Origin of the sequence: Desulfofundulus thermosubterraneus DSM 16057 (assembly GCF_900142025.1) — a bacterium.
Taxonomy (GTDB): domain Bacteria; phylum Bacillota; class Desulfotomaculia; order Desulfotomaculales; family Desulfovirgulaceae; genus Desulfofundulus; species Desulfofundulus thermosubterraneus.
Genome location: NZ_FQZM01000010.1, coordinates 1 through 19,981, shown reverse-complemented (window position 1 = coordinate 19,981; position 19,981 = coordinate 1). Strand labels below are relative to the sequence as shown.

The 19,981-nt window shown below is 51.0% G+C and carries 22 protein-coding genes and 1 tRNA gene; 20 read left to right on the top strand and 3 right to left on the bottom strand.

Annotation, left to right across the window (positions count from 1 at the left end):
- Positions 1-113: 113 nt before the first annotated feature.
- Genes queD through surE form a run of 7 tightly spaced genes read left to right on the top strand, consistent with a single transcriptional unit; the run spans position 114 to position 4,041 of the window.
- A complete protein-coding gene (gene queD, locus BUA65_RS04530; protein ID WP_072867575.1) occupies positions 114-497 on the top strand; it encodes a 6-carboxytetrahydropterin synthase QueD in 384 nt (127 codons plus the stop codon).
- Positions 494-1,168 (top strand): 7-cyano-7-deazaguanine synthase QueC, encoded by a 675-nt coding sequence (queC, locus tag BUA65_RS04525; RefSeq protein WP_072867574.1) that lies wholly within the window; start codon positions 494-496, stop codon positions 1,166-1,168. The genes queD and queC overlap by 4 nt, the downstream gene beginning before the upstream one ends.
- 5 nt (positions 1,169-1,173) lie before the next feature.
- Entirely contained in the window at positions 1,174-1,734 is a 561-nt protein-coding gene (locus tag BUA65_RS04520) for a DUF366 family protein (RefSeq protein ID WP_072867573.1), read from the top strand.
- A 1-nt stretch (position 1,735) separates the two neighbouring features.
- A complete protein-coding gene (locus BUA65_RS04515; protein ID WP_072867572.1) occupies positions 1,736-2,476 on the top strand; it encodes a 7-carboxy-7-deazaguanine synthase QueE in 741 nt (246 codons plus the stop codon).
- An 18-nt stretch (positions 2,477-2,494) separates the two neighbouring features.
- Complete coding sequence (folE, locus tag BUA65_RS04510) at positions 2,495-3,055, top strand: GTP cyclohydrolase I FolE (RefSeq protein ID WP_013822517.1); 561 nt, start codon at positions 2,495-2,497, stop codon at positions 3,053-3,055.
- A gap of 29 nt (positions 3,056-3,084) precedes the next feature.
- The gene (locus BUA65_RS04505) at positions 3,085-3,261 is read left to right on the top strand and encodes a YpmA family protein (RefSeq protein WP_072867571.1); all 177 of its coding nucleotides are present in this window, start codon (positions 3,085-3,087) and stop codon (positions 3,259-3,261) included.
- Positions 3,262-3,273: 12 nt separating this feature from the next.
- A complete protein-coding gene (surE, locus tag BUA65_RS04500) occupies positions 3,274-4,041 on the top strand; it encodes a 5'/3'-nucleotidase SurE (protein WP_072867570.1) in 768 nt (255 codons plus the stop codon).
- Here the strand turns inward: surE and spoVB are convergent.
- Complete coding sequence (gene spoVB, locus BUA65_RS04495) at positions 4,038-5,594, bottom strand: stage V sporulation protein B (protein WP_072867569.1); 1,557 nt, start codon at positions 5,592-5,594, stop codon at positions 4,038-4,040. The genes surE and spoVB overlap by 4 nt on opposite strands.
- Positions 5,595-5,895: 301 nt before the next feature.
- Here spoVB and fusA point away from each other — a divergent pair, with 301 nt between their 5' ends.
- A complete protein-coding gene (gene fusA, locus BUA65_RS04490) occupies positions 5,896-7,917 on the top strand; it encodes an elongation factor G (RefSeq protein ID WP_072867568.1) in 2,022 nt (673 codons plus the stop codon).
- Between the two features lie 88 nt (positions 7,918-8,005).
- Here the strand turns inward: fusA and BUA65_RS04485 are convergent.
- Positions 8,006-8,081, bottom strand: a tRNA-Trp gene (locus tag BUA65_RS04485).
- 299 nt (positions 8,082-8,380) lie between these two features.
- Between BUA65_RS04485 and BUA65_RS04480 the strand changes: the two genes are divergently transcribed.
- The 12 genes from BUA65_RS04480 (at position 8,381) to BUA65_RS04430 (ending at position 19,053) form a co-directional block, all read left to right on the top strand.
- Positions 8,381-9,409: a hypothetical protein gene (locus BUA65_RS04480; RefSeq protein ID WP_072867567.1), complete on the top strand. Its 1,029-nt coding sequence runs from the start codon at positions 8,381-8,383 to the stop codon at positions 9,407-9,409.
- Positions 9,410-9,555: 146 nt separating this feature from the next.
- Positions 9,556-9,738, top strand: a complete 183-nt coding sequence (locus BUA65_RS04475) for a hypothetical protein (RefSeq protein ID WP_207543852.1) — start codon at positions 9,556-9,558, stop codon at positions 9,736-9,738.
- Between the two features lie 72 nt (positions 9,739-9,810).
- Positions 9,811-12,549 (top strand): UPF0182 family membrane protein, encoded by a 2,739-nt coding sequence (locus BUA65_RS04470; RefSeq protein WP_072867566.1) that lies wholly within the window; start codon positions 9,811-9,813, stop codon positions 12,547-12,549.
- Between the two features lie 60 nt (positions 12,550-12,609).
- Entirely contained in the window at positions 12,610-12,765 is a 156-nt protein-coding gene (locus tag BUA65_RS18160; protein WP_165613189.1) for a hypothetical protein, read from the top strand.
- An 83-nt stretch (positions 12,766-12,848) separates the two neighbouring features.
- Positions 12,849-13,652, top strand: a complete 804-nt coding sequence (locus BUA65_RS04465; protein WP_072867565.1) for an alpha/beta fold hydrolase — start codon at positions 12,849-12,851, stop codon at positions 13,650-13,652.
- Positions 13,653-13,715: 63 nt separating this feature from the next.
- A complete protein-coding gene (locus BUA65_RS04460) occupies positions 13,716-14,816 on the top strand; it encodes a 6-phosphofructokinase (protein ID WP_072867564.1) in 1,101 nt (366 codons plus the stop codon).
- Positions 14,817-14,867: 51 nt separating this feature from the next.
- Positions 14,868-15,329: an HAD family hydrolase gene (locus tag BUA65_RS04455; protein ID WP_341349606.1), complete on the top strand. Its 462-nt coding sequence runs from the start codon at positions 14,868-14,870 to the stop codon at positions 15,327-15,329.
- A gap of 27 nt (positions 15,330-15,356) precedes the next feature.
- The gene (locus tag BUA65_RS04450) at positions 15,357-15,644 is read left to right on the top strand and encodes a late competence development ComFB family protein (RefSeq protein ID WP_072867562.1); all 288 of its coding nucleotides are present in this window, start codon (positions 15,357-15,359) and stop codon (positions 15,642-15,644) included.
- Between the two features lie 19 nt (positions 15,645-15,663).
- Complete coding sequence (locus BUA65_RS04445; protein WP_072867561.1) at positions 15,664-16,539, top strand: radical SAM protein; 876 nt, start codon at positions 15,664-15,666, stop codon at positions 16,537-16,539.
- Between the two features lie 173 nt (positions 16,540-16,712).
- Positions 16,713-17,168 (top strand): hypothetical protein, encoded by a 456-nt coding sequence (locus BUA65_RS04440; protein ID WP_072867560.1) that lies wholly within the window; start codon positions 16,713-16,715, stop codon positions 17,166-17,168.
- Between the two features lie 87 nt (positions 17,169-17,255).
- Positions 17,256-18,431 carry a glycosyltransferase family 4 protein gene (locus BUA65_RS04435; protein WP_439328931.1) on the top strand — a complete coding sequence of 392 codons (1,176 nt, stop codon included), beginning with the start codon at positions 17,256-17,258 and terminating at the stop codon, positions 18,429-18,431.
- An 85-nt stretch (positions 18,432-18,516) separates the two neighbouring features.
- Entirely contained in the window at positions 18,517-19,053 is a 537-nt protein-coding gene (locus BUA65_RS04430) for a DUF2179 domain-containing protein (RefSeq protein ID WP_084062063.1), read from the top strand.
- A 50-nt stretch (positions 19,054-19,103) separates the two neighbouring features.
- Here BUA65_RS04430 and BUA65_RS04425 read toward each other — a convergent pair whose 3' ends face one another.
- Complete coding sequence (locus BUA65_RS04425) at positions 19,104-19,433, bottom strand: hypothetical protein (protein ID WP_072867557.1); 330 nt, start codon at positions 19,431-19,433, stop codon at positions 19,104-19,106.
- Positions 19,434-19,981 lie beyond the last annotated feature (548 nt).

Below are 19,981 nucleotides of genomic sequence, written 5' to 3'. Positions count from 1 at the left end.
GCGTTTCTTTTTTGTCGTCGTCCCGTCGGAACTAGAAGGACGTTCGGGAAGGGTGGCGAAATAGTTAAAATCCAGGTGGTTGAGTTATACTACTCGGTGGAGGAATTAAACATATGTACCGGTTAACAGTAATTAAGCGCTTTGCAGCCGCCCACCGCCTGGTCAATTACCAGGGTCAATGTGCCCGACTACACGGACACACCTGGACCATAGAGGTCTCGGTGGGGGGAGAGAAACTGGACTCTTGTGGCATGCTCATTGACTTTCGAGCTTTAAAGGAACTGGTAGGCCAGATCGTAGGAGAACTGGATCATAGCTATTTAAATGATTTGCACCCGTTTAGTGAGCCTAATTTTAACCCCACCGCGGAAAACCTTGCTAGATACATTTATTATAAACTGAAGTCGCTGCTACCCTCCGATTTGACCATGGGCGAGGTACGGGTTTGGGAATCCCCCGATGTCTGTGCCAGCTACCGGGAGGATATCAGACCGTGAAAAGTATCGTTTTGCTTTCCGGTGGCCTGGATTCCACCGTTTCCATGGCCCAGGCCTTACGCGAAGGCGAGGTAGAGCTCTGCCTGACCATGGATTACGGCCAGCGGGCAGCTGCAAGGGAAATTGCGGCAGCCAGCGCCCTGGCTGCCTATTATAAACTAGCCCACCGGGTAATCCAGTTGCCCTTCCTGGGTGAGGTTACCACTACCTCCCTGGTGAATAGGAAGGAAACCATACCGGAACCTGCGGAAGAATTTTTAGACGACCCCCAACAGGCTACAGCTACGGCGGCCGCAGTATGGGTACCCAATCGCAACGGCCTATTCATTAATATTGCCGCGTGCTTTGCGGAAGCTCTGGGCTGTGAGCAGGTAGTAACCGGTTTTAACCGGGAAGAAGCGGCTACTTTTCCTGATAACAGCTTTGATTTTTTAGAGGCCATCAACAGCTCCCTGGCCTATTCCACGGCCAGCGGTGTGCGCGTGGTCAGCTACACCGCCAGACTAAATAAAGCGGAAATAGTGCGCCTGGGGCAACGCCTGGGAGTACCGTGGCACCTGATCTGGAGCTGCTACTATGGTGGAGAGACCATGTGCGGGCGCTGTGAAAGTTGCCGGCGACTCTGCCGGGCCATGGCTGCCGCAGGGCTTGAGGATTGGGTTCGGAGGTGAAATCCATGCACGTTTATTTTGCCCCCCAGACCATCCTGTACGACGGTACACAACTTTCATCCCTTTGGGCCTACCGCTCCTTTGGCCTGTTAGGGGACAGCATTGTGGCCTTCAGGGGGCCCTGCCGCGTTCAATTCGAGCACATGGTTGATCTGGAGGATGTACGGGCACAATCACCCATTTACGGCGATGATATGTTGCATTTCATTGTGGAACACTTTGATCACGATTTAGAAAGAGCAGTCCTGCGACAGCGCCTCCTGGCAGCCATCATCAGGGAAATACTGGAGCAAAAGGGGTACGGGCTGCAACGATCCGGAGATGATTTATATTACCAGGACCGTAAACTTTCTATTTCCATTGCCACTACCACACCCGTATCCACCATGATCCATACGGCCTTAAATATAACGGCGAAAAATACACCGGTACCGGCAGCCGGCTTGGTGGAACTGGGCTGGTCGGTGGCACAAATCCCGAAGCTGGCCGGGGAAATTGGCCGGGCCTACGCAGACGAAATGCAGAGCGTGCAACGCTCCAGATGTAAAGTAAGGGGGGTGGGTTAGGGTGTCCCCCCCGGTTGCCCCCCTGGTGGAAATTTTCTCCTCCATCCAGGGCGAGGGTATCTGGGTGGGTTGCCGGCAAATTTTTTTGCGCTTTGCCGGCTGTAACCTGGCCTGCAGCTATTGCGACACGCCCCGCGGTATACCCCAGTACTGCCGATGGGAAGCCCGGCCGGGCAGCCGAGAATTTCTTCTGTTGCCCAACCCCCTCACTGCCCAAGAGGTAGCCTTGATGATCAGGAAACTAGAGCCGGCCGCCCATCACTCCATCAGTCTGACGGGGGGAGAGCCGCTACTCCACACATCCTTTCTTTTGGAGCTCATTCCCCTTCTTAAGGGAACCAGGCAGGGTATTTATCTGGAAACCAACGGCACTTTACCGGATAGCTTGGAAAGGATACTTCCCCTGGTGGACATTATCGCCATGGATATCAAATTACCGGGAACTGCCAACATAAACCCCTGCTGGCAGGAACACAGGGCATTTTTAAAGCTGGCCCGCGGGAAACATGTATTCGTGAAGCTGGTAGTGGATGAAGACAGCAAACCGGAAGAAATAGAAAGGGCCTTGGACTTGATCTGCAACGTGGGGGATATCCCCCTGGTGATCCAGCCGGTGACAACCCCTGAAGGTAAAACCAGGTTAAACCCGGAAAAAGCAATCACCTGGCAATCCCGGGCTCTGGAAAAACTAACCGACGTCAGGGTCATCCCCCAGACGCATAAATTTTTGGGTCACTTGTAATGTTAGGAGGGAGAGGTAATGATTGATACCGAAAAGATTGAAAAAGCGGTACGCATGATTTTAGAAGCCATCGGCGAGGACCCTGACCGGGAGGGATTAAGGGAAACGCCGGCCCGGGTAGCCAGAATGTACAAAGAAATCTTTTGTGGTTTATGGGAAGATCCGGAATTACACTTGGAAAAAATATTTACCGAGGAACATGAAGAAATGATCCTAGTGAAAGACATCCCCATATATTCTATGTGTGAGCATCACCTGTTACCCTTCTTTGGCAAGGCCCATGTAGCCTATATACCCAGGCGGGGTAAAGTAACGGGGCTTTCCAAGCTGGCACGGGTGGTGGAGGGATTTGCCAAACGCCCTCAATTACAAGAGCGCCTAACCACCCAGATTGCCGACAGCATTATGCGCCGGCTAAATCCCCAAGGTGTGCTGGTGGTAATTGAGGCGGAACACATGTGCATGACTCTGCGGGGAATCCGTAAGCCTGGCTCGAAAACCATTACCTCGGCAGTCCGTGGTTCTTTTCAAAGAAGCGAGGCCACAAGGGCGGAAGCCCTGGCCCTCATTAAGGACTAGCTAACCAATGCATTTGGAGGTCAAAACCAATGAGGGAAAAAGAAGGCAAGCTGGAGTTAATAGCCACCAAAAGCTTTGCTCCCTATCCGGAAATGTACAAGGTAATTGATTTCCTAAATAAAAACCTAAAGCATAAAAAAATAATGTTTGGTTTAACCAAAGATCCCGAGAAGGGCAAAATGATTATTTCAATTTATGAAATATAAGCGGAGGGTACCATGATTGTTTTGCTCAGCAATGATGACGGCATCCACGCCCCCGGTTTAAAAGCCCTGGCCGAGAGCCTGCAGGAACTTGGCGATCTTTATATCGTGGCCCCGGACCGGGAACGCAGCGCTACCGGCCACGGGATTACCGTTCACCGCCCCCTGCGCCTGGAAACGGTTAGTATTCCTGGCATTAAGGCCATGGCTTGGGCCGTGGATGGAACACCGGCCGATTGTGTTAAGCTGGCCGTGGAAGATCTACTACCCAATCCCCCGGCCGTGGTGGTCGCCGGCATTAACCAGGGACCTAATTTGGGCACCGATGTCCTTTACTCCGGAACGGTTTCCGCAGCCATCGAAGGAATTATCAATGGTTTTCCAGCCCTGGCCATTTCCTTAACCAGCTATGGCAGCCATGATTTTACCTCGGCCGCGGAAGTAGCCCGGAAGGTGGTTAACCTGGCTATGCAAAAGGGCCTGCCCCGCGGGACATTATTAAATATTAATGTACCGGCGGCTAAGCCCCGGGGCATACGCTTTACCCGCCTAGGCAACCGGCGGTATGTGAATATCTTTCATAAACGTACTGATCCCCGCGGGCGCATTTATTACTGGATGGCCGGAGAACCGCTGGACCTGGAAGAAAACGGCGATGATACGGACGTGCAGGCCATAAAACAAAATTTTATCTCCATTACGCCCATCCAGCTTGACCTGACCGACTACCAATCATTGCAAATTCTTCGCCAGCAGTGGGGGGAGATAACCTTTACTTTTTAACGGCGCAAGCCCAGGAACGAGGCCAGGCGTCGCAAATCATGGCTGTGCACCCCACCGGATAGAAACAACAAAAGCAAATAGGTCACACCCCCCAGGAAAAGCACAACCAAAAGGCCGGCACGGGATAGATCATCGGAGCCCAGCATAAAGTTACGGGCATACCACATAACCACCGTCATGCCCGCGGTAGCCACCAGCGGTTTACCCAGGCAATAACCAAAATCTACCTTAAGAGCGATGATTTTCTTTAAGTCCCGGTAATTCAACAGGGACATAATCATATAGGCGGCGCACAGGGAGAGGGCAGTACCCCTGATCCCCAGGGCGGGAATGGCTGTAAGGTAGTAAATGCCGGCCACTTTAAAGGCGGCGGCAATAATCAGGTTGCTCAATGGCCTTTCGGCACGGCCCAATCCCTGCAGGATCCCCGTGGTGGTCTGCTGCAGGTAAAGAAACGGCCCTCCCAGAGCCAGGGTCCCCAGAGCCACGCCGGCGTCGGCATAGCCGAAAATGGCCTGACATAACTCCCTTGGCAAAAGGAAAAAGACCGCGGTGGCGGGTAATCCGGCCAGCATGGTCAGGCGCAAAGCTTCTTCCGTCCGGCCACGTACCAAGGAAAGGTCGTTTTGCGCCAGAGCATCACTTATGGCCGGAACCAGAGCCGTGGCTAAAGAAATAGTCACAATACTGGGAGTAAACAGGAGGGATTCAGCAATCCCAACAAATTGACCGTAAACCCCGGTAGCCTCATTTAAGGTCATTCCTGCCACTTGGAGACGCCGGGGAATCAACATGGCGTCCACCGATAAAAAGGCGGTGGAAACAAAACGGGTCAGGGTTACGGGAACGGCCAGATCGAAGATCCGCCCTGTAATTCTCAGTGCCGGTTCCGGACAATAAGCGACAAGAGGTGAAAAGTAAGGGCGTTTTTTGAAATAAATGGCCAGCATGGACAAAAAACCGATAAATTCCCCCAGCACCACCCCCAGGGAAATGCCCATGGCCGCATACTCGATTCCCCGGGGGAGCATAAACCAGGCAATACCCAAGCCGGCAGTCACGCGGACCAGCTGTTCCACCACCTGGGTTACAGCCGTAGGAGTCATTTGCTGGAGCCCCTGAAAAAATCCTCGAAAAGCCGAGCAGAGGGATACGATAATGATTCCCGGCACCAAACTAAGAAAACAGTAGTACACTTTCGGGTTAGGGAAGACGTACTGTTGCAACAGGGGTGCACCCAGAATGAGCACCAGGGTAAAGAATAGACTGCTAGCCATAATCCACCAAAAGGCGATGGAGAAAACCCGGTAAGCTCCCCCCAGGTTGCCCCGGGCCACCTCCTCGGCCATCAGTTTAGCAATAGCCACCGGAATACCGGCGGTGGCCAGAACCAGCACCAGGACGTATATGGGGTAGACCATGTTAAAAAGGCCAACCCCCTCGGGGCGGATCAGCCGGATCATCAAAATCTGATAGACAAACCCGATCAGACGGTTGCAAAGGCTGGCCAACAGGAGGATAAAGGCGCCATAGACAAAGGATTGCCGGGACATGTTCTGCCACCTCTTGCTATATGTATGTTCGTACCCGAATACCTATGTGGCCAACCTTGTCAAGCCCGCTGGAATGTATGCCGAAAAAATTTTCTTATTTCCAAAGGATTTTGTGAGCTTGGCGTAGAATAACAGGAGTTTAAGTAACGTATAAGAGCAAAAAGGCGTTGCACTAAAGGGCACCCGTGATGGGGCTGTTTTTTGTTGTCTAATCCAGATATGCCCAGTTCTGGCTACCATAGAGTATATAATACAGACCTGGGGGAAACCATTATTTACAAAAAAAGGAGGTAACGGGATTTTGAAAAACTACCAGACTTCTCAAATCCGTAACATTGGCGTGGTAGCCCACGGCGGCGCCGGCAAGACCTCTTTAGTAGAGGCAATGCTTTTTAATACCGGGGCCATTACCCGACTGGGCCGGGTAGAAGATGGCACCACCACCGCCGATTACCATCCCGAGGAAATCAATCGTCAGGTAACCATTCATACCAGCCTGGTACCTTGCGAATGGCAAAATTGCAAGTTGAACCTTTTAGATACCCCTGGATACTCGGACTTTATCGGGGAAGTGTATGGTGTAGTACGAGTGGTGGAAACGGCGCTATTTGTGGTCTCCGCCGTTGACGGAGTACAGGTACAGACTGAAGTTATCTGGGATCTGATAGAGCAGGGCAATCAATCCCGGGTAGTTTTCATTAACAAGATGGACCGGGAAAACGCCAATTTCTACAAAGTGCTGGATGATCTTCAGGCCAAGTTTAAAGCCAACTTTGCCCCTATGCAACTGCCTATCGGCCAAGCCAATGATTTTGTCGGAATTGTAGACCTGGTGGAACAAAAGGCCTATTCCTTTGAAAATGGGAAAGCCAAGGAAGTGGCCGTTCCCGATAATCTGGCCTCGGAAATTCCTTCATACCGGGAAAAGTTAATCGAGGCAGCGGTGGAAGCCGACGACGAGCTGATGATGAAGTACCTGGAAGGGGAAGAATTAAGCAGCGAGGAAATTAAACAGGGCCTGCAAAAGGGGGTCATTGCAGGCAAGGTAGTTCCCATCTTGTGCGGCTCGGCCACGAAAAACATAGGTGTGACCAGCCTCATGGATTTCCTGGTGAAAAACTGTCCCGCTCCGCCGGTGGAGGAAGGAGTTCCCTTCTCCAGCCTGGTCTTTAAGACCCTGGCCGACCCCTACGTGGGCAAAATGAACTTTATCCGCATTTTTACCGGAACACTGAAGAGCGACACCGTCGTGCTCAACAGCACCAAAGAAAAGCAGGAAAAGATTGGACAGATCCTCTATGTACGGGGCAAAAACTCCACTCCTACCACCGAGGTGCCCACGGGCGACATCGCCGTGCTGGTCAAACTGCAAGACACCAGTACGGGCGACACGCTGTGTGACAAGGATCACCCCGTCAAGCTGGAGGGAATTAACTTCCCCGAACCAACCCTCACGGTTGCCATCCAGCCCAAGAGTAAAGGGGACGAAGATAAACTGGGCGATGCCCTGTCCAAGTTACTGGAAGAAGATCCCACCGTCCGGGTGGAGAAAAACACGGAAACAAAGCAGACCCTGCTCACTGGTATGGGAGAGCTGCACCTGGACATACTCCTCGAAAGGTTAAAGCGCAAATACGGCGTGGATGTAAACATGGATTCCCCGAAAGTACCCTACCGGGAAACCATCCGCGCCGAAGTAAAGGTGGAGGGCAAGCACAAGAAGCAAACCGGCGGCCGCGGTCAATATGGTCACGTATGGCTGCGCTTGGAGCCCCTGGCCGATGCGCCCTTTGAATTTACCGAGGAGATTTTTGGCGGAGCGGTACCCAAGCAATACATCCCAGCAGTGGAAAAGGGCGTACGGGAAGCCATGCAGGAGGGCGTGCTGGCCGGTTACCCGGTAACCGGCGTAAAAGTGGTACTCTACGACGGTTCCTTCCATCCGGTAGACTCCTCGGAACTGGCCTTCAAAATTGCCGCTTCCATGGCCTTTAAGAAGGGACAGCAACAGGCCAAGCCGGTACTGCTTGAACCAATCATGGAAGTGGAAGTCACCGTCCCCGAAAACTTCATGGGCGACGTCATTAGCGACTTCAACACCAAGCGGGGACGCATTTTGGGCATGGAAGCGGCCGGAAAGAATTCCCGGGTAAAGGCTCTGGTGCCCCTGGCGGAAATGTACCGCTACGCCATCGACCTGAAATCCATGACCCAGGGGAGAGGTTCCTTCCGCATGAAATTCTATAGCTACGAAGAGGTTCCCGCCCGCTTAGCCGAAGAAATCATCAAAAAGGCCAAGGCGGCAGCGGAGGCAGAAAAATAGGCAGGAGCAAACCTCCTGCCTTACTTTTTCCTCAAAAAAGTTTACGCTAAAAAAGCCTTCCTCTTTGGAAGGCCGCTGTTTTATTGGCTGGCAGGGGAGACAGGACTCGAACCCGCAACCTACGGTTTTGGAGACCGTTGCTCTACCAATTGAGCTACTCCCCTCCAAACAAACTGTTGTAGCAGTGTTATTATAAAATATTTTCATCAGACCGTCAAGGACCATTTTAAAATAAAAGGTGTTGTTGCCTGGACGGGATGCCGTAACTCTGATCCCGGGGAGGCATTAATATATTAACCCGCGAAATACGGGATGACAAGACTGGTGGTTGTTGCTAAAATGAAAGAAACCTGAAAACTTTTGCGAAAGGGGGGAATGCCCCGGAGCGACCAGATTATCCCGGACAGGTTAATGCAAAAAAGACTTTCATTTAGCGCCGGGGATAAATCGCACGGGCTTATGCATGGGTATTGAGCTGCGGAAAATAGTAAACGAAACACAATTTCATAACCCCTTCCAGGGGTTTGCCTTAACCAGCACCCCCAGCGAGATACGGTTTGATCCCTTAACCGGCCAGAGGGTGCGTATTCTGCCTTTGCGCAACCGCAAATTACCCCGCCACGATTGGACGCCTTTTGTGGAGGAATCACGGCAGAAGTTTTGCCCCTTTTGCCCCGAAAACCTTGAAAAGGCCACGCCCCGTTTTCCCGAGAATATAGTACCCGGGGGCCGTTTGAAGTACGGTCAGGCAGTGGTAGTGCCAAACCTGGCACCTTACGAGATTTACGCCGGGGTGACGGTAATGGGACCGGAGCATTACCTGTCCATGACCGCACTAACTCCCGGTATTATCGTTGATAGCTTCCGGGCGGCACTGGATTTTCTTAAATTAGTCGAAGCTTACGATTCTGAGCAGGCCCGGTACGGTTCTGTGAACTGGAATTACATGCCTTATTCGGGCGGTTCTATAATTCATCCCCACTTACAGGTTTTATGCGGGCCGCAGCCCTGCCGCTACGATGCGGAAATGATTGATCATGGAAGGACTTACCTGGAGAAAAACGGCCGAAACTTCTGGGCGGATCTTCTGGAGTATGAGCAGGAAAAGGGAGAACGTTATCTGGGCCAGGTGGGAAACATCCACTGGTTGGCTACCTTTGCCCCCCGGGCCCTGTGTGACGTTACGGCCATCCTACCCCATAAAACAACTATCGCAGAGGTGGAGAACCAGGATTTACAAGACCTGGCTGAGGGTCTGCTCAAGGTTATTCGTTATTACGATGATATTAACATCGCCAGTTTTAACGCAGCCCTCTATACTGCCCAGCAAGAGGACCGGGGTTTCTGGATCACTGCCCGGATCGTGGGACGTTACACCATTTATCCCCTGGTGGGAAGTGACTTCAGCCATCTTCAGGTGCTCCACGATGAACCGTGGACATTACATGTACCTGAAGAAATGGCCCGGGAATTAAAAACATACTTTGAATAGAACAACACTTTACTTTTGCGAAGCAAGGCCTGCCGATTTGCCGGCGGGCTTTAATCATTAACATCGCTAATAAAATGAGGGAGGAAAACACCATATGGCGGCGAATAAATATGTGTAAGAGAAATATGTCGGGGAGGTGTTACCCGGTGGGGGCACGGTGTATCATGTGCGGTCGTTTGGTAGAAGTTGAAGAGTTTAACCCGGATTCATACGATGATTACGAGGATGAGGATCTGCAACCTAAAAAGTCCATTTTGATTTGTCAGTTGTGTGAAGCAAAATTACGCCACGAAGCAGATGAGGCGCAAAAAATTCCCAAGCCCATGTAATTTTTCAAGTAGCACCCAGGACACTTCGGAGCAAGGGACGCTTCTGGCATCGTAACAGGGGGAGGATTAGTGTTGGGGATAGCTTTAAGATTTTCTAAAACATTGCTAATTTTAGGTCTCTTGATTATCCTGGCCCTGATATACTGGGGGGCGGGCTTTTATACTGACTGGCTGTGGTTTAAATCCTTAAACTTTGAGAAAGTCTTTTTAACTATTCTGCTTTCGCAGTGGGCCGTAGGGCTGGTTGCCGGGCTAACGGTCTTCCTGGTCTTTTTTATCAACCTGCTATTTACCCGCGGCCCGCTGAGTAAGGCAGCCGAAACCAGGCCGATCAGCGATGGCGACATAGTCACCCTTTACCAGCCTCCCTGGAGCAGGTATGTCCAATCAAAGAAATTAACCGCGATCATGGCCATTTTAAGCTTTATTCCGGCATTTCTGACCGCGCTGGCCGTAACCGATAATTGGATGATAGTCCAGCAGTTTCTGCACAGCACCCCCTTTAATCTGAAAGATCCCATTTTTCATCGTGATGTAGGTTTTTACGTATTTCAGTTGCCCTTTTACCACTTTATCTACCGGCTTTTATTGTGGATCAGTGTGCTCAGCTTGCTGGCCGTAAGCGGCATCTACGCCCTGATTGGCGGCACCGGTCAAAACGGCTGGAAAAGCATTTTTCGTTTTGAACAGGCCAAATATCACCTGTCGTGCCTGGCGGCGGCATTCTTCCTCCTGCGGGCCTGGGGATATCGCCTGGATCAATATATGTTACTTTATTCCGAACGAGGAGTAGTCTATGGCCCCGGCTACACCGATATTCACGCTAACCTGCCGGCTTATAAAGTCCTGTTTGTCCTGGCCCTGGCCTGTACGGGGATTATTCTAGTGAATATCTTCCTTTCTCGCTTCCGGCTCGTTCTTTATACGATCGGTTTTCTAGTCGTTGGCTCTATAGTCCTGGGAAGTATTTATCCCGCCGCGGTCCAAAAATTTATTGTCGTTCCCAACGAGATGAACCGGGAAAAACCTTATATTGAAAATGCGATTAAATTCACCCGCCTAGCCTATAAACTGGATAGTATCGAAAGAAAGTCCTTTCCTGCCGGCCGGGAGTTAACCGCGCAAGATCTGAAGAATAACCAGGATACCATTAACAACATCCGGCTTTGGGATTACCGCCCCCTGCAGCAAACTTACAGCCAGCTGCAGGAAATGCGTCTCTATTACCAGCTGAAAAATATTGATATTGACCGCTACATCATTGATGGACGTTACCGCCAGGTGATGGTGGCAGCAAGGGAATTAAATCAAAGCCAGTTGCCCCCCCAGGCGCAAACCTGGGTAAACCTGCACCTAAAATATACCCATGGGTACGGTATTGTCATGAGCCCGGTCAATGAGGTAACCAGGGAAGGCTTACCACGCTTCCTTATCAAAGATATTCCTCCCACCACCCATACGGACCTTAAAATCGAACGCCCGGAAATTTATTTTGGTGAGGTCACGGATAATTATGTAATCGTCAATACCAAGAGCCCCGAATTTGATTACCCCAAGGGAGATGAAAATGCCTGGAGTACTTACCAGGGGAATAAAGGCGTCAAAGTTGGCTCCCTGGTGCGGCGGCTGCTATTTGCCATCTCTTTCGGGGACTACCGGTTGCTTCTTTCCGGAGACATCACCAATGAAAGCCAGATGCTTTATTACCGCAATATCTACGAACGCGTACCCAAGCTGGTACCTTTCCTGACCTACGACAGAGACCCCTATATTGTTCTGGCCAACGGCAAGCTGTACTGGATGTGGGATGCCTATACAACCACCAACATGTTCCCTTATGCAGAACCCTACAACCACCGGCTGAACTACATCCGCAATGCAGTGAAGGTAGTGGTCGATGCCTACGATGGAAGCGTTGATTTTTATATTGCTGACAAGGATGATCCCATAATCCAAACCTACAGTAAAATATTCCCGGGTGTCTTCCGGCCCCTTGCCGAAATGCCTGAAGCCCTGAGGGCTCACATCCGTTATCCAGAGGACCTCTTTATGAACCAGGCACAAAAATATGCTATTTATCACATGGAGGACTACCGGATCTTTTACAATAAAGAAGATAAATGGGATAGGCCCACCGAGATAGTTGAAGACAAGGAAGAGCTTATGGAGGCCTATTACATTATCACCAGGCTGCCCGGGGAAAAAGAGCCCGAATATATACAGATCCTGCCCTTTATTCCCCAAAATAAAAAGAATATGGTGGCCTGGCTGGCAGGCAGGTCGGACGGCCCCAATTACGGCCGCTTGCTGGTATACGAGTTCCCCAAACAGGAACTGGTGTACGGCCCCATGCAAATTGAAGCGCGCATTAACCAGGATACCACCATCTCGCAGCAACTCTCCCTGTGGGACCAGCGGGGTTCCCGAGTCTTCCGGGGTAACCTTCTGGTGATACCGGTCAAGGACTCCCTGTTGTACGTGGAGCCGTTGTACCTGCAGGCAGAACAAAGCAAAATGCCCGAACTGCGCCGGGTAATTGTAGTCCACGGCGACCAGGTGGTCATGGAACCAACCTTAGAGGAGGCCCTAAAGCGCATCTTCTCCGATGGCAAAGGGGAAACGGGCCAAGCCATACCGGGAGCGCAACCAGCCACCGGTGACCAGTCAGTGGCTGAATTGGCACGGGAGGCCAGCAGGCTTTACGATCAGGCCATGGAAAGGCTCAGAGGCGGAGACTGGGCAGGTTATGGCGAATCTTTGCAACAGTTAAAACGTGTTTTAAACGAATTAACTGCACGAACAAAGGAATAATAAGAAACCCCGGAAATAACGTACCGTCAAAAAGGACCCGGGGTAAAGAGGAGGGGGAAAATGTTTTTCGAACAATGGTGGCAGGGGGTTGTCTTCGGGTTTTTCACTACGCTGGTGATGCTGGTGATTGGCTCTGCATTCACCATCATGTGGAAAAAATATGAGGATGTGGAAGAGAAGCCAACCCATAGCTGCGACGCCCATGGGCATCACTGAATTTTAGCAGTAGCAGTCTACCTTAAAGTGTTTGATCTTTTACCGGTACTAACGCCGGTAATTTTTTCATGGAGGGTTTCCTGATGCCTTTTATAACCCTTGAAGGGCTCAATTATCATTATTTCGCTGGGATGCCCAAAAACAAGGAACCAAGGCAAACCATCCTTTTTATCCACGGAGCAGGGGGAAGTCACTGCCACTGGCTTTACCAACTCAACGGTTTAAAAGAAGACTACCTGGTGCTGGCCGTGGATCTACCCGGCCACGGCCAGTCGCAGGGAAAAGCATCCGATGCTATTGCCGCTTACCGCCAATTTGTTTATGCTTTTGCGGAAAGGCTAATTGGTCATCCATTTTTCCTGGCCGGACATTCTATGGGAGGAGCAATCACCCTGGATTTTGCCCGCTGTTATCCAGAGAAACTGGCCGGGATGGTCTTGATTGGAACTGGTGCTCGCCTGCGAGTGCTACCGGCTTTGCTGGAGACCTTCCAAAGGGGGGAACACTATGCGGAGCTGATCCAACTGGCTTACGGCAAAAACGCGCCCCCTGCTCTGCTGGAAGCTGCCCGCAGGGAAATGGAATCCGTTCCACCCTCAGTATACCTGGCAGACTTTACGGCCTGTAACGGTTTTGACTTGATGGGTGTCCTGCCTTTTATCGATGTCCCCGCCCTGGTCATTGCCGCCGATCAGGACCTGCTCACGCCGCTAAAGTACGGCCAGTATCTAAAACAGAAGCTGCCCAGGGCCGAATTAGAGATTATTCACGGGACCGGCCACATGATAATGCTGGAACGGCCAGGAAAAATAAACGCTATCATAAAACGATTCCTGGAGGAGCACAGCACCATTACGGGGAATCATTGGGTTAATCAGGATGAGTGAAAAGTGTGGGGATAAAAGCGAGTGATGCTCTTTTGCTTAAAACGTATGGGGGGAGGTTTGACCATGGCTGGTCCAGCCAAAATTAAACGCATTGGTGTATTAACCGGCGGGGGCGATGCTCCCGGATTAAACGCCGTCATCAGGGCGGTGGTAAAAGTAACTATCAGGGAATATGGGCTTTCGGTAATTGGCTTTTTAAACGGTTTTGGGGGATTGATTAAGAACCAGGCCCGGGAGCTTACGGAAAAGGATGTAGTCGGTATCCTGCCCCGGGGTGGAACCATTCTCGGTACCACCAACCGTGATAATCCCTTTCATTATCCAGTGGTTAAGGGCGGGAAAAAGGTTTTTGTAGACGTAAGCGATCGTATTTTTGAAAATATCAGCATCCACGGGGTCGATGCCCTGATCGTTATCGGTGGAGATGGCAGCCTGGCCATTGCTAAAGAGCTACACGCCAAAGGATTATCTGTGGTTGGAGTTCCTAAGACCATCGACAACGATCTGCTGGCCACAGATCAAACTTTTGGTTTTGATACTGCCCTTACTACCGCCACCGAAGCCCTGGACAAGTTACACACCACGGCAGAATCCCACCACCGGGTTATGGTTCTGGAGGTAATGGGGCGTTATGCCGGGTGGATAGCTCTGGCCGCCGGGGTGGCCGGTGGGGCGGATGTAATCTTGATTCCTGAAATTCCCTACCGAATTGAGAAGGTCATTGAAATGATCAACCAGCGGGAAGTACAGGGTAAAAAGTTTAGCATCATCGTGGTGGCCGAAGGGGCCAAACCAGTGGACGGAGAATTAGTGGTTCAAAAAAGGGTGGAGGACAGCTTTGATCCCATTCGTTTGGGTGGCATTGGCCATGTAGTGGCTCAACAGGTCGAGGAAGCCACCGGAAAAGAAACCAGGGTCACCATACTGGGACATCTACAAAGGGGAGGTTCCCCTACGGCTTTTGACCGCATTCTGGCCACACGCTACGGCACGGGGGCAGTTCGGCTGGTTATGGAGGGGCGTTTCGGACACATGGTCTGCCTCCGGGGTACCACCATTGATGCCGTACCCCTGACGGAAGCTACGGGTCAGATCCGCTCCGTACCCCTGGACAGCGATCTGCTGCTCTCGGCAAGGCAACTGGGAATTTGCCTGGGAGACTAAGTTATGTGATAAACCTTATCCTTCGACAAGGGAGGGGTAGAATTGCTTACCGTGAAAATACCGGAGCGGGGGATGCTACAACTGCAACACCTTGTTCTGGATTTTAACGGCACGATGGCCAAAGACGGCACCCTGCTACCAGGAGTAGAGGAAAGGCTAAACACCCTTGCCGAAAAACTAGCGATCCACGTGCTTACAGCCGACACCTTTGGAACGGGGGAAAAGGCCTGCCGTAATATTAAGGCCTTCGTGCACGTCCTGGAGCCGGGAGAAGGGGGCAGCCAAAAGCTAAAATTTATTGAGAAACTGGGTACACAACATACAGTAACCATTGGCAACGGTACCAACGATAGCCTGATGCTTAAAAACGCCGCCCTGGGGATCGTTGTTCTGGGACCGGAAGGTGCCTCGGTACAGGCCCTTGTGGCAGCCGACGTGGTTGTCACGGACATCTGCCAGGGCCTGGACCTGTTGCTGCATCCCAAGCGGCTAATCGCTACCTTGCGCTTATAGGAGGCAGGAGAAAGGAGTGACCTTTTTGTGATCCACAACTACACTGAAGTGGTAGTGCAGCGGTTTTTACCAGAGGTATTAAAAGAATATGCCAAAAACAACCCCGGGACCTGTACCTGTATCCGCTGCCAGGAGGATATTATGGCTCTGGCTTTAAATCAATTGCCCCCTCACTACGTAGTGTCCGATGAGGGTACGATTTATACAAAAGTAAATTTTGACCAGATAGGCGGGAAGGCACAGGTAATCGCGGCCATTACCAACGCCATTAAACAAGTGGCGGCCAACCCCAGGCATGACAAATCCCGACCATAAGCAGGAGGAGGGGGAAGGCATGCAATATGAACCACCCCTTTTCCGGCCACCCAGTGAAGCCAGCAGTTTAATTTTACAGGTTACCCTCGGTTGTTCCCATAATGCCTGTGCCTTTTGCGGCATGTACAAGGGTAAGAAATTCCGTCCACGAACCCTGGCGGGAATCATAGCTGACGTCGAGGAAGCGGCCCGTTTCTGGTCTGGAGTGCGGCGGATTTTTCTGGCCGACGGTAATGCCCTCGCCATGGATACCCGGGAGCTCTTAAGGCTGTTGCAGTACCTTTATCAAACTTTTCCCGAGCTTGAACGGGTCTCCTGTTACGCCGGCCCCCTGGATCTCCTCAGAAAAGAACCGGAAGAACTGCGGGAACTGCGGGAAGCGGGCCTGAGATTGCTCTACCTGGGGGTAGAAAGCGGCAGCGACCTGGTATTAAAAAGAATGCACAAAGGGGTCAACGCCGCGGAGATGGTATGTGCCTGCCAGCGCGCCCTGGATGCCGGATTCGAGCTATCGGTAACGGTGATTACGGGCCTGGGTGGGAGGGAACTTTCCCGGGAACATGCCCGGGCCACCGCCAGTGTAATTAACGCCATCAACCCCACCTATCTGGCTGCACTTACCTTGATCGTGGTACCCAACACCCCCCTTTACAGCCAGGTGGAGGAGGGCAAGTTTTTTCTGCTTAATCCGGAAGAAACATTACAAGAGCTAAAGTGGTTGCTGGAAGGGCTGGAAGTGGATAACTGCATCTTCCGCTGTAATCACGCTTCCAACTATCTGCCCCTAAAGGGCACGCTCAAGAGGGACCGGGAGAAGCTTATCGGGATACTGGAAGAAGCTTTAAGGGATCCGGCCAGGGTTTCATTGCGTCCGGATTATGCCCGGGGTTTGTAACGCAAAAAATCACCTTTAGGGATAAGTTGCCTTTAGGGCAACTTTTTTTACGTCCCCAGGCCAATGTAAAAAAAATTTCCCTTCTCCCACATTATAACAATTTTTTACAAGGATGTATTTACCTTCTAGTCGTATACTATTCCAATAAGTACGTAGGGGGAGGGGAAAAGAAATTGAAACTTTGGCACGTTGTCATTACGGCCCTGTTTTTTTTGCTGCTGGCAGAAGGGAGCCACCTGGCCGCCAGCACCACCCAACAGAATGAGATATATGCTATCATTAAAGGATCGGTAGAGGACGATTCCTGGTGGCAAGCACGAAACAGGGAAGAAGTAAAGGAAAAGCTGGGAAAGTACTACGCCGAGCCCCTATTATCCGAGGTAAGTGAGCGGGCATGGGATTTTATCGCCCGGCCAACCGATTGGTATTGCCGGGCTGCCGTTACCGATGTTTCCCTTGAGTACCGGACATCAGAAAAGGCAACGGTAAGCGCAACCCTGATGAACACTGATCTCGTCACCGGGCAAATCCAAAAGGGAACAGGATATTTTAGTTTACATAAAACTCCACTAGGTTGGCGCATTGTTTCTGCCGATTACCGCTGGGAGGAAGTAATCGACGCCCAATAAGTTATCAACTGAAGGACTTGGAGCCCCTAAACGAGAACAATATAATGGTAATATAATGGCAGTAGGGAGACCATCAAAAAAAGGGGCGTGGGATTTTTGAAAATCGGCGTTTTTACCGATAGCTACCGTCCATATACCAGCGGTGTGGTACGGTCCATAGATACTTTTACCGCTGAGCTAACCAAACTGGGACATGACATCTATATCTTTGCCCCCAATTACCCTAATTGCTCCAGGGAAAAGCGGGTTTTTCGTTTTCCTTCCGTCCCGGCCCCAACAAACCGGGATTTTGCCCTGGCGGTACCCTTTTCCTTTCGCCTGAAACCCACCATCAACCAATGGCAACCTGATATAATCCATGTTCATTCACCCTTTTTGCTCGGGCGAGTGGGGGCCCGTTATGCCCATAAGCTGGGCATCCCTTTGGTTTTTACCTTTCACACTCTCTACGATCAATATGTCCACTATGTACCCTTTGCCCAGGGCGTTACCCGGGAACTGACCAGACGCTTTTGCCGGGACTTCTGCAACCGGTGCGATTTAGTGGTTGCGCCCACCGGCATTATTGAGGAACATTTAAAAAAAATGGGGGTGCGTACAAAAATAAAAGTCATACCCACCGGCATCAATCTAGAGGAATTTACACAAGGGGACAAAAACTGGTTACGCCGGGAACATGGAATTAAACCGGAAGAAAAGATCCTGCTTTTTGTGGGACGGCTGGGGCAGGAAAAGAACATTGGTTTTCTGTTATCCGCTTTTGCGGAACTTAGCAGGGGGAACTCCAATCTAAAACTGGTTCTGGTGGGTGGGGGTCCGGAAGAGGTCAATTTAAAAAGACAGGCCGCCCAGCTTGGCATAGGCCAGCAAGTAATATTTACCGGCACGTTAAATAGAACGGAAGTAATTAACTGTTATCAGGGGGCCGATCTTTTTGTTTTTGCCTCCAAAACCGAAACCCAGGGGTTGGTGCTGGCTGAAGCCAAGGCAGCAGGACTTCCGGTGGTAGCTGTTAAAGCTTTTGGTACAAGTGAAATGGTCAGAGACGGAGAAGATGGTTTTCTGACACCGGAAAATAAGGACCTTTTTGTAGCAAAAATAAAAGAGCTCATTACAGATGACGACCTGCGACAAAAAATAGCCGTCCGGGCAAAAAACAACGCCCAATTGCTTTCTTCCCGCCAATCAGCTTTAAATCTAGTTGCCGAATACCATGCCCTCAAGGAAAAAAAACACAATCATCTTATGCGCAGCTCGGTCTAAAGTTTCGATCTAGAAAAGTTCTAAAGCTCATGTTAAAAAACGTCGAAAGTGCTTATTGCCGGATATATTTATGGAGGGAAGAGGATTGGAAACTTGGTTACCAATGATAGGAGGCTATCTGTTTATTTTCTTTGCCCGGGTAATAGACATGTCCCTGGACGTAATCAGAGTATTGATGCTGATGCGGGACAAACGGTTGCTGGCGGCTGTAATTGGTTTTCTTGAGGTTTCCGTGTTCATACTGGCTCTCAGTCAAGTATTGGCCGGGGGTTTAAACGACCCCGTTAAAGTAGTAGCTTATGCCGGCGGTTTTGCAACGGGGAATTACATCGGCAGCCTTATCGAAGGCAGACTTGCCCTGGGTTACCTCTCGCTACAGGTGTTCCCGGCACCACAACTGGCATCCCAGTTTATCGAAAGGTTGCGCCAGGAGGGATTTGGTGTTACCAGCGTGGAGTGCCAGGGCCAGTGTGGCGAGAGGACGGTTTTGTTCGTACTTCTTAAACGGCGCGACCTGCAGCGGGCGTTATCCATCTTGAATAAGCTTGATCCCAACATATTCTTTAATGTCTCGGATGCCCGGCTGATCCATGGAGGAATTTTTCCATCTAAAAGTAAGTAAAGGCAAGGGATAAAGGCAGAAGTGTATATAACACCGATTACATCAGGTATTTAACGGGCGGTGCTTAAAAGACCCGGTTCTAAAGATGTAGTCTTGCCGCCGAGCTGATCCGTTGTCACCGGCCTCTGCAGGGGAACCACGGTAGGAGCACCGTTTAATCCTGTAATGATCAGATACTCGTGGCCAGTGGCATTATCCCGCAGAACAGTAAAACCGCCCAAATTTTTAGTTTCAGAATGCTCATAAATAATCTTAAAACGCTGGTCCTGTCCATCAGGTGTTCCAGGGAGTTGCCCGTGATTGGCCTGACCGGTATCCCGAGAACAACCAGCCAAGACGATAGTTATAAGAAGCAAAAAACTGAGCACAGCAGTGCGCATAAGAGATCAACCTCCTAGCTTATGGAAATTACCAATTACCGAAAACCTTCTATAAGAATTATTATATTTCAGCACGTGTAACATTTCAAAGGTTTCCAGGAAAGAACAGAGGATTCTCATCACCACGATGCCCCCGACGGGAACCCGATAGCATATTCCAAGCCACCGGACAATGATGATCAGGACAAGATCAGTGCTTGATGACTCCACTTCCGTGTATTGGCCAATCGGGTAACCCCCCTGGAAACATCCTTTCACCTATATATAGTACCGGGGGGTCGTTCAAGCCCCGGAAGCAACGGCAAAGTGGCCAGCGGAGGGCCGGGCACGAGCTTGCCGGTGAATTGAAAGCCGGCCGTGAACCACAAGGCTTGCAAGCGCAATGCCCGGCCCGGAGCGCATCGAAGTGGCAGGAGTTTCCGGGGCCGGTTGACATAATTCCGCTTTGATCGGCCCCGCGACCCCAGATCATTGCTTCCTGGCTGCGGGGCGGATAAAGCGCTATTATGTCGATCGGCCACCGTAACCCAAGGCGCCGGCGCGAGGTT

Bases quoted from the DNA above. Each gene is read 5' to 3' on its own strand.
- surE (WP_072867570.1), top strand. From the start codon at position 3,274: ATGATTGTTTTGCTCAGCAATGATGACGGCATCCACGCCCCCGGTTTA.
- BUA65_RS04520 (WP_072867573.1), top strand. From the start codon at position 1,174: ATGCACGTTTATTTTGCCCCCCAGACCATCCTGTACGACGGTACACAA.
- BUA65_RS04465 (WP_072867565.1), top strand. From the start codon at position 12,849: ATGCCTTTTATAACCCTTGAAGGGCTCAATTATCATTATTTCGCTGGG.
- queD (WP_072867575.1), top strand. From the start codon at position 114: ATGTACCGGTTAACAGTAATTAAGCGCTTTGCAGCCGCCCACCGCCTG.
- BUA65_RS04460 (WP_072867564.1), top strand. From the start codon at position 13,716: ATGGCTGGTCCAGCCAAAATTAAACGCATTGGTGTATTAACCGGCGGG.
- spoVB (WP_072867569.1), bottom strand. From the start codon at position 5,594: ATGTCCCGGCAATCCTTTGTCTATGGCGCCTTTATCCTCCTGTTGGCC.
- BUA65_RS04445 (WP_072867561.1), top strand. From the start codon at position 15,664: ATGCAATATGAACCACCCCTTTTCCGGCCACCCAGTGAAGCCAGCAGT.
- BUA65_RS04505 (WP_072867571.1), top strand. From the start codon at position 3,085: ATGAGGGAAAAAGAAGGCAAGCTGGAGTTAATAGCCACCAAAAGCTTT.
- BUA65_RS04425 (WP_072867557.1), bottom strand. From the start codon at position 19,433: ATGCGCACTGCTGTGCTCAGTTTTTTGCTTCTTATAACTATCGTCTTG.
- folE (WP_013822517.1), top strand. From the start codon at position 2,495: ATGATTGATACCGAAAAGATTGAAAAAGCGGTACGCATGATTTTAGAA.
- BUA65_RS18160 (WP_165613189.1), top strand. From the start codon at position 12,610: ATGTTTTTCGAACAATGGTGGCAGGGGGTTGTCTTCGGGTTTTTCACT.
- BUA65_RS04480 (WP_072867567.1), top strand. From the start codon at position 8,381: ATGGGTATTGAGCTGCGGAAAATAGTAAACGAAACACAATTTCATAAC.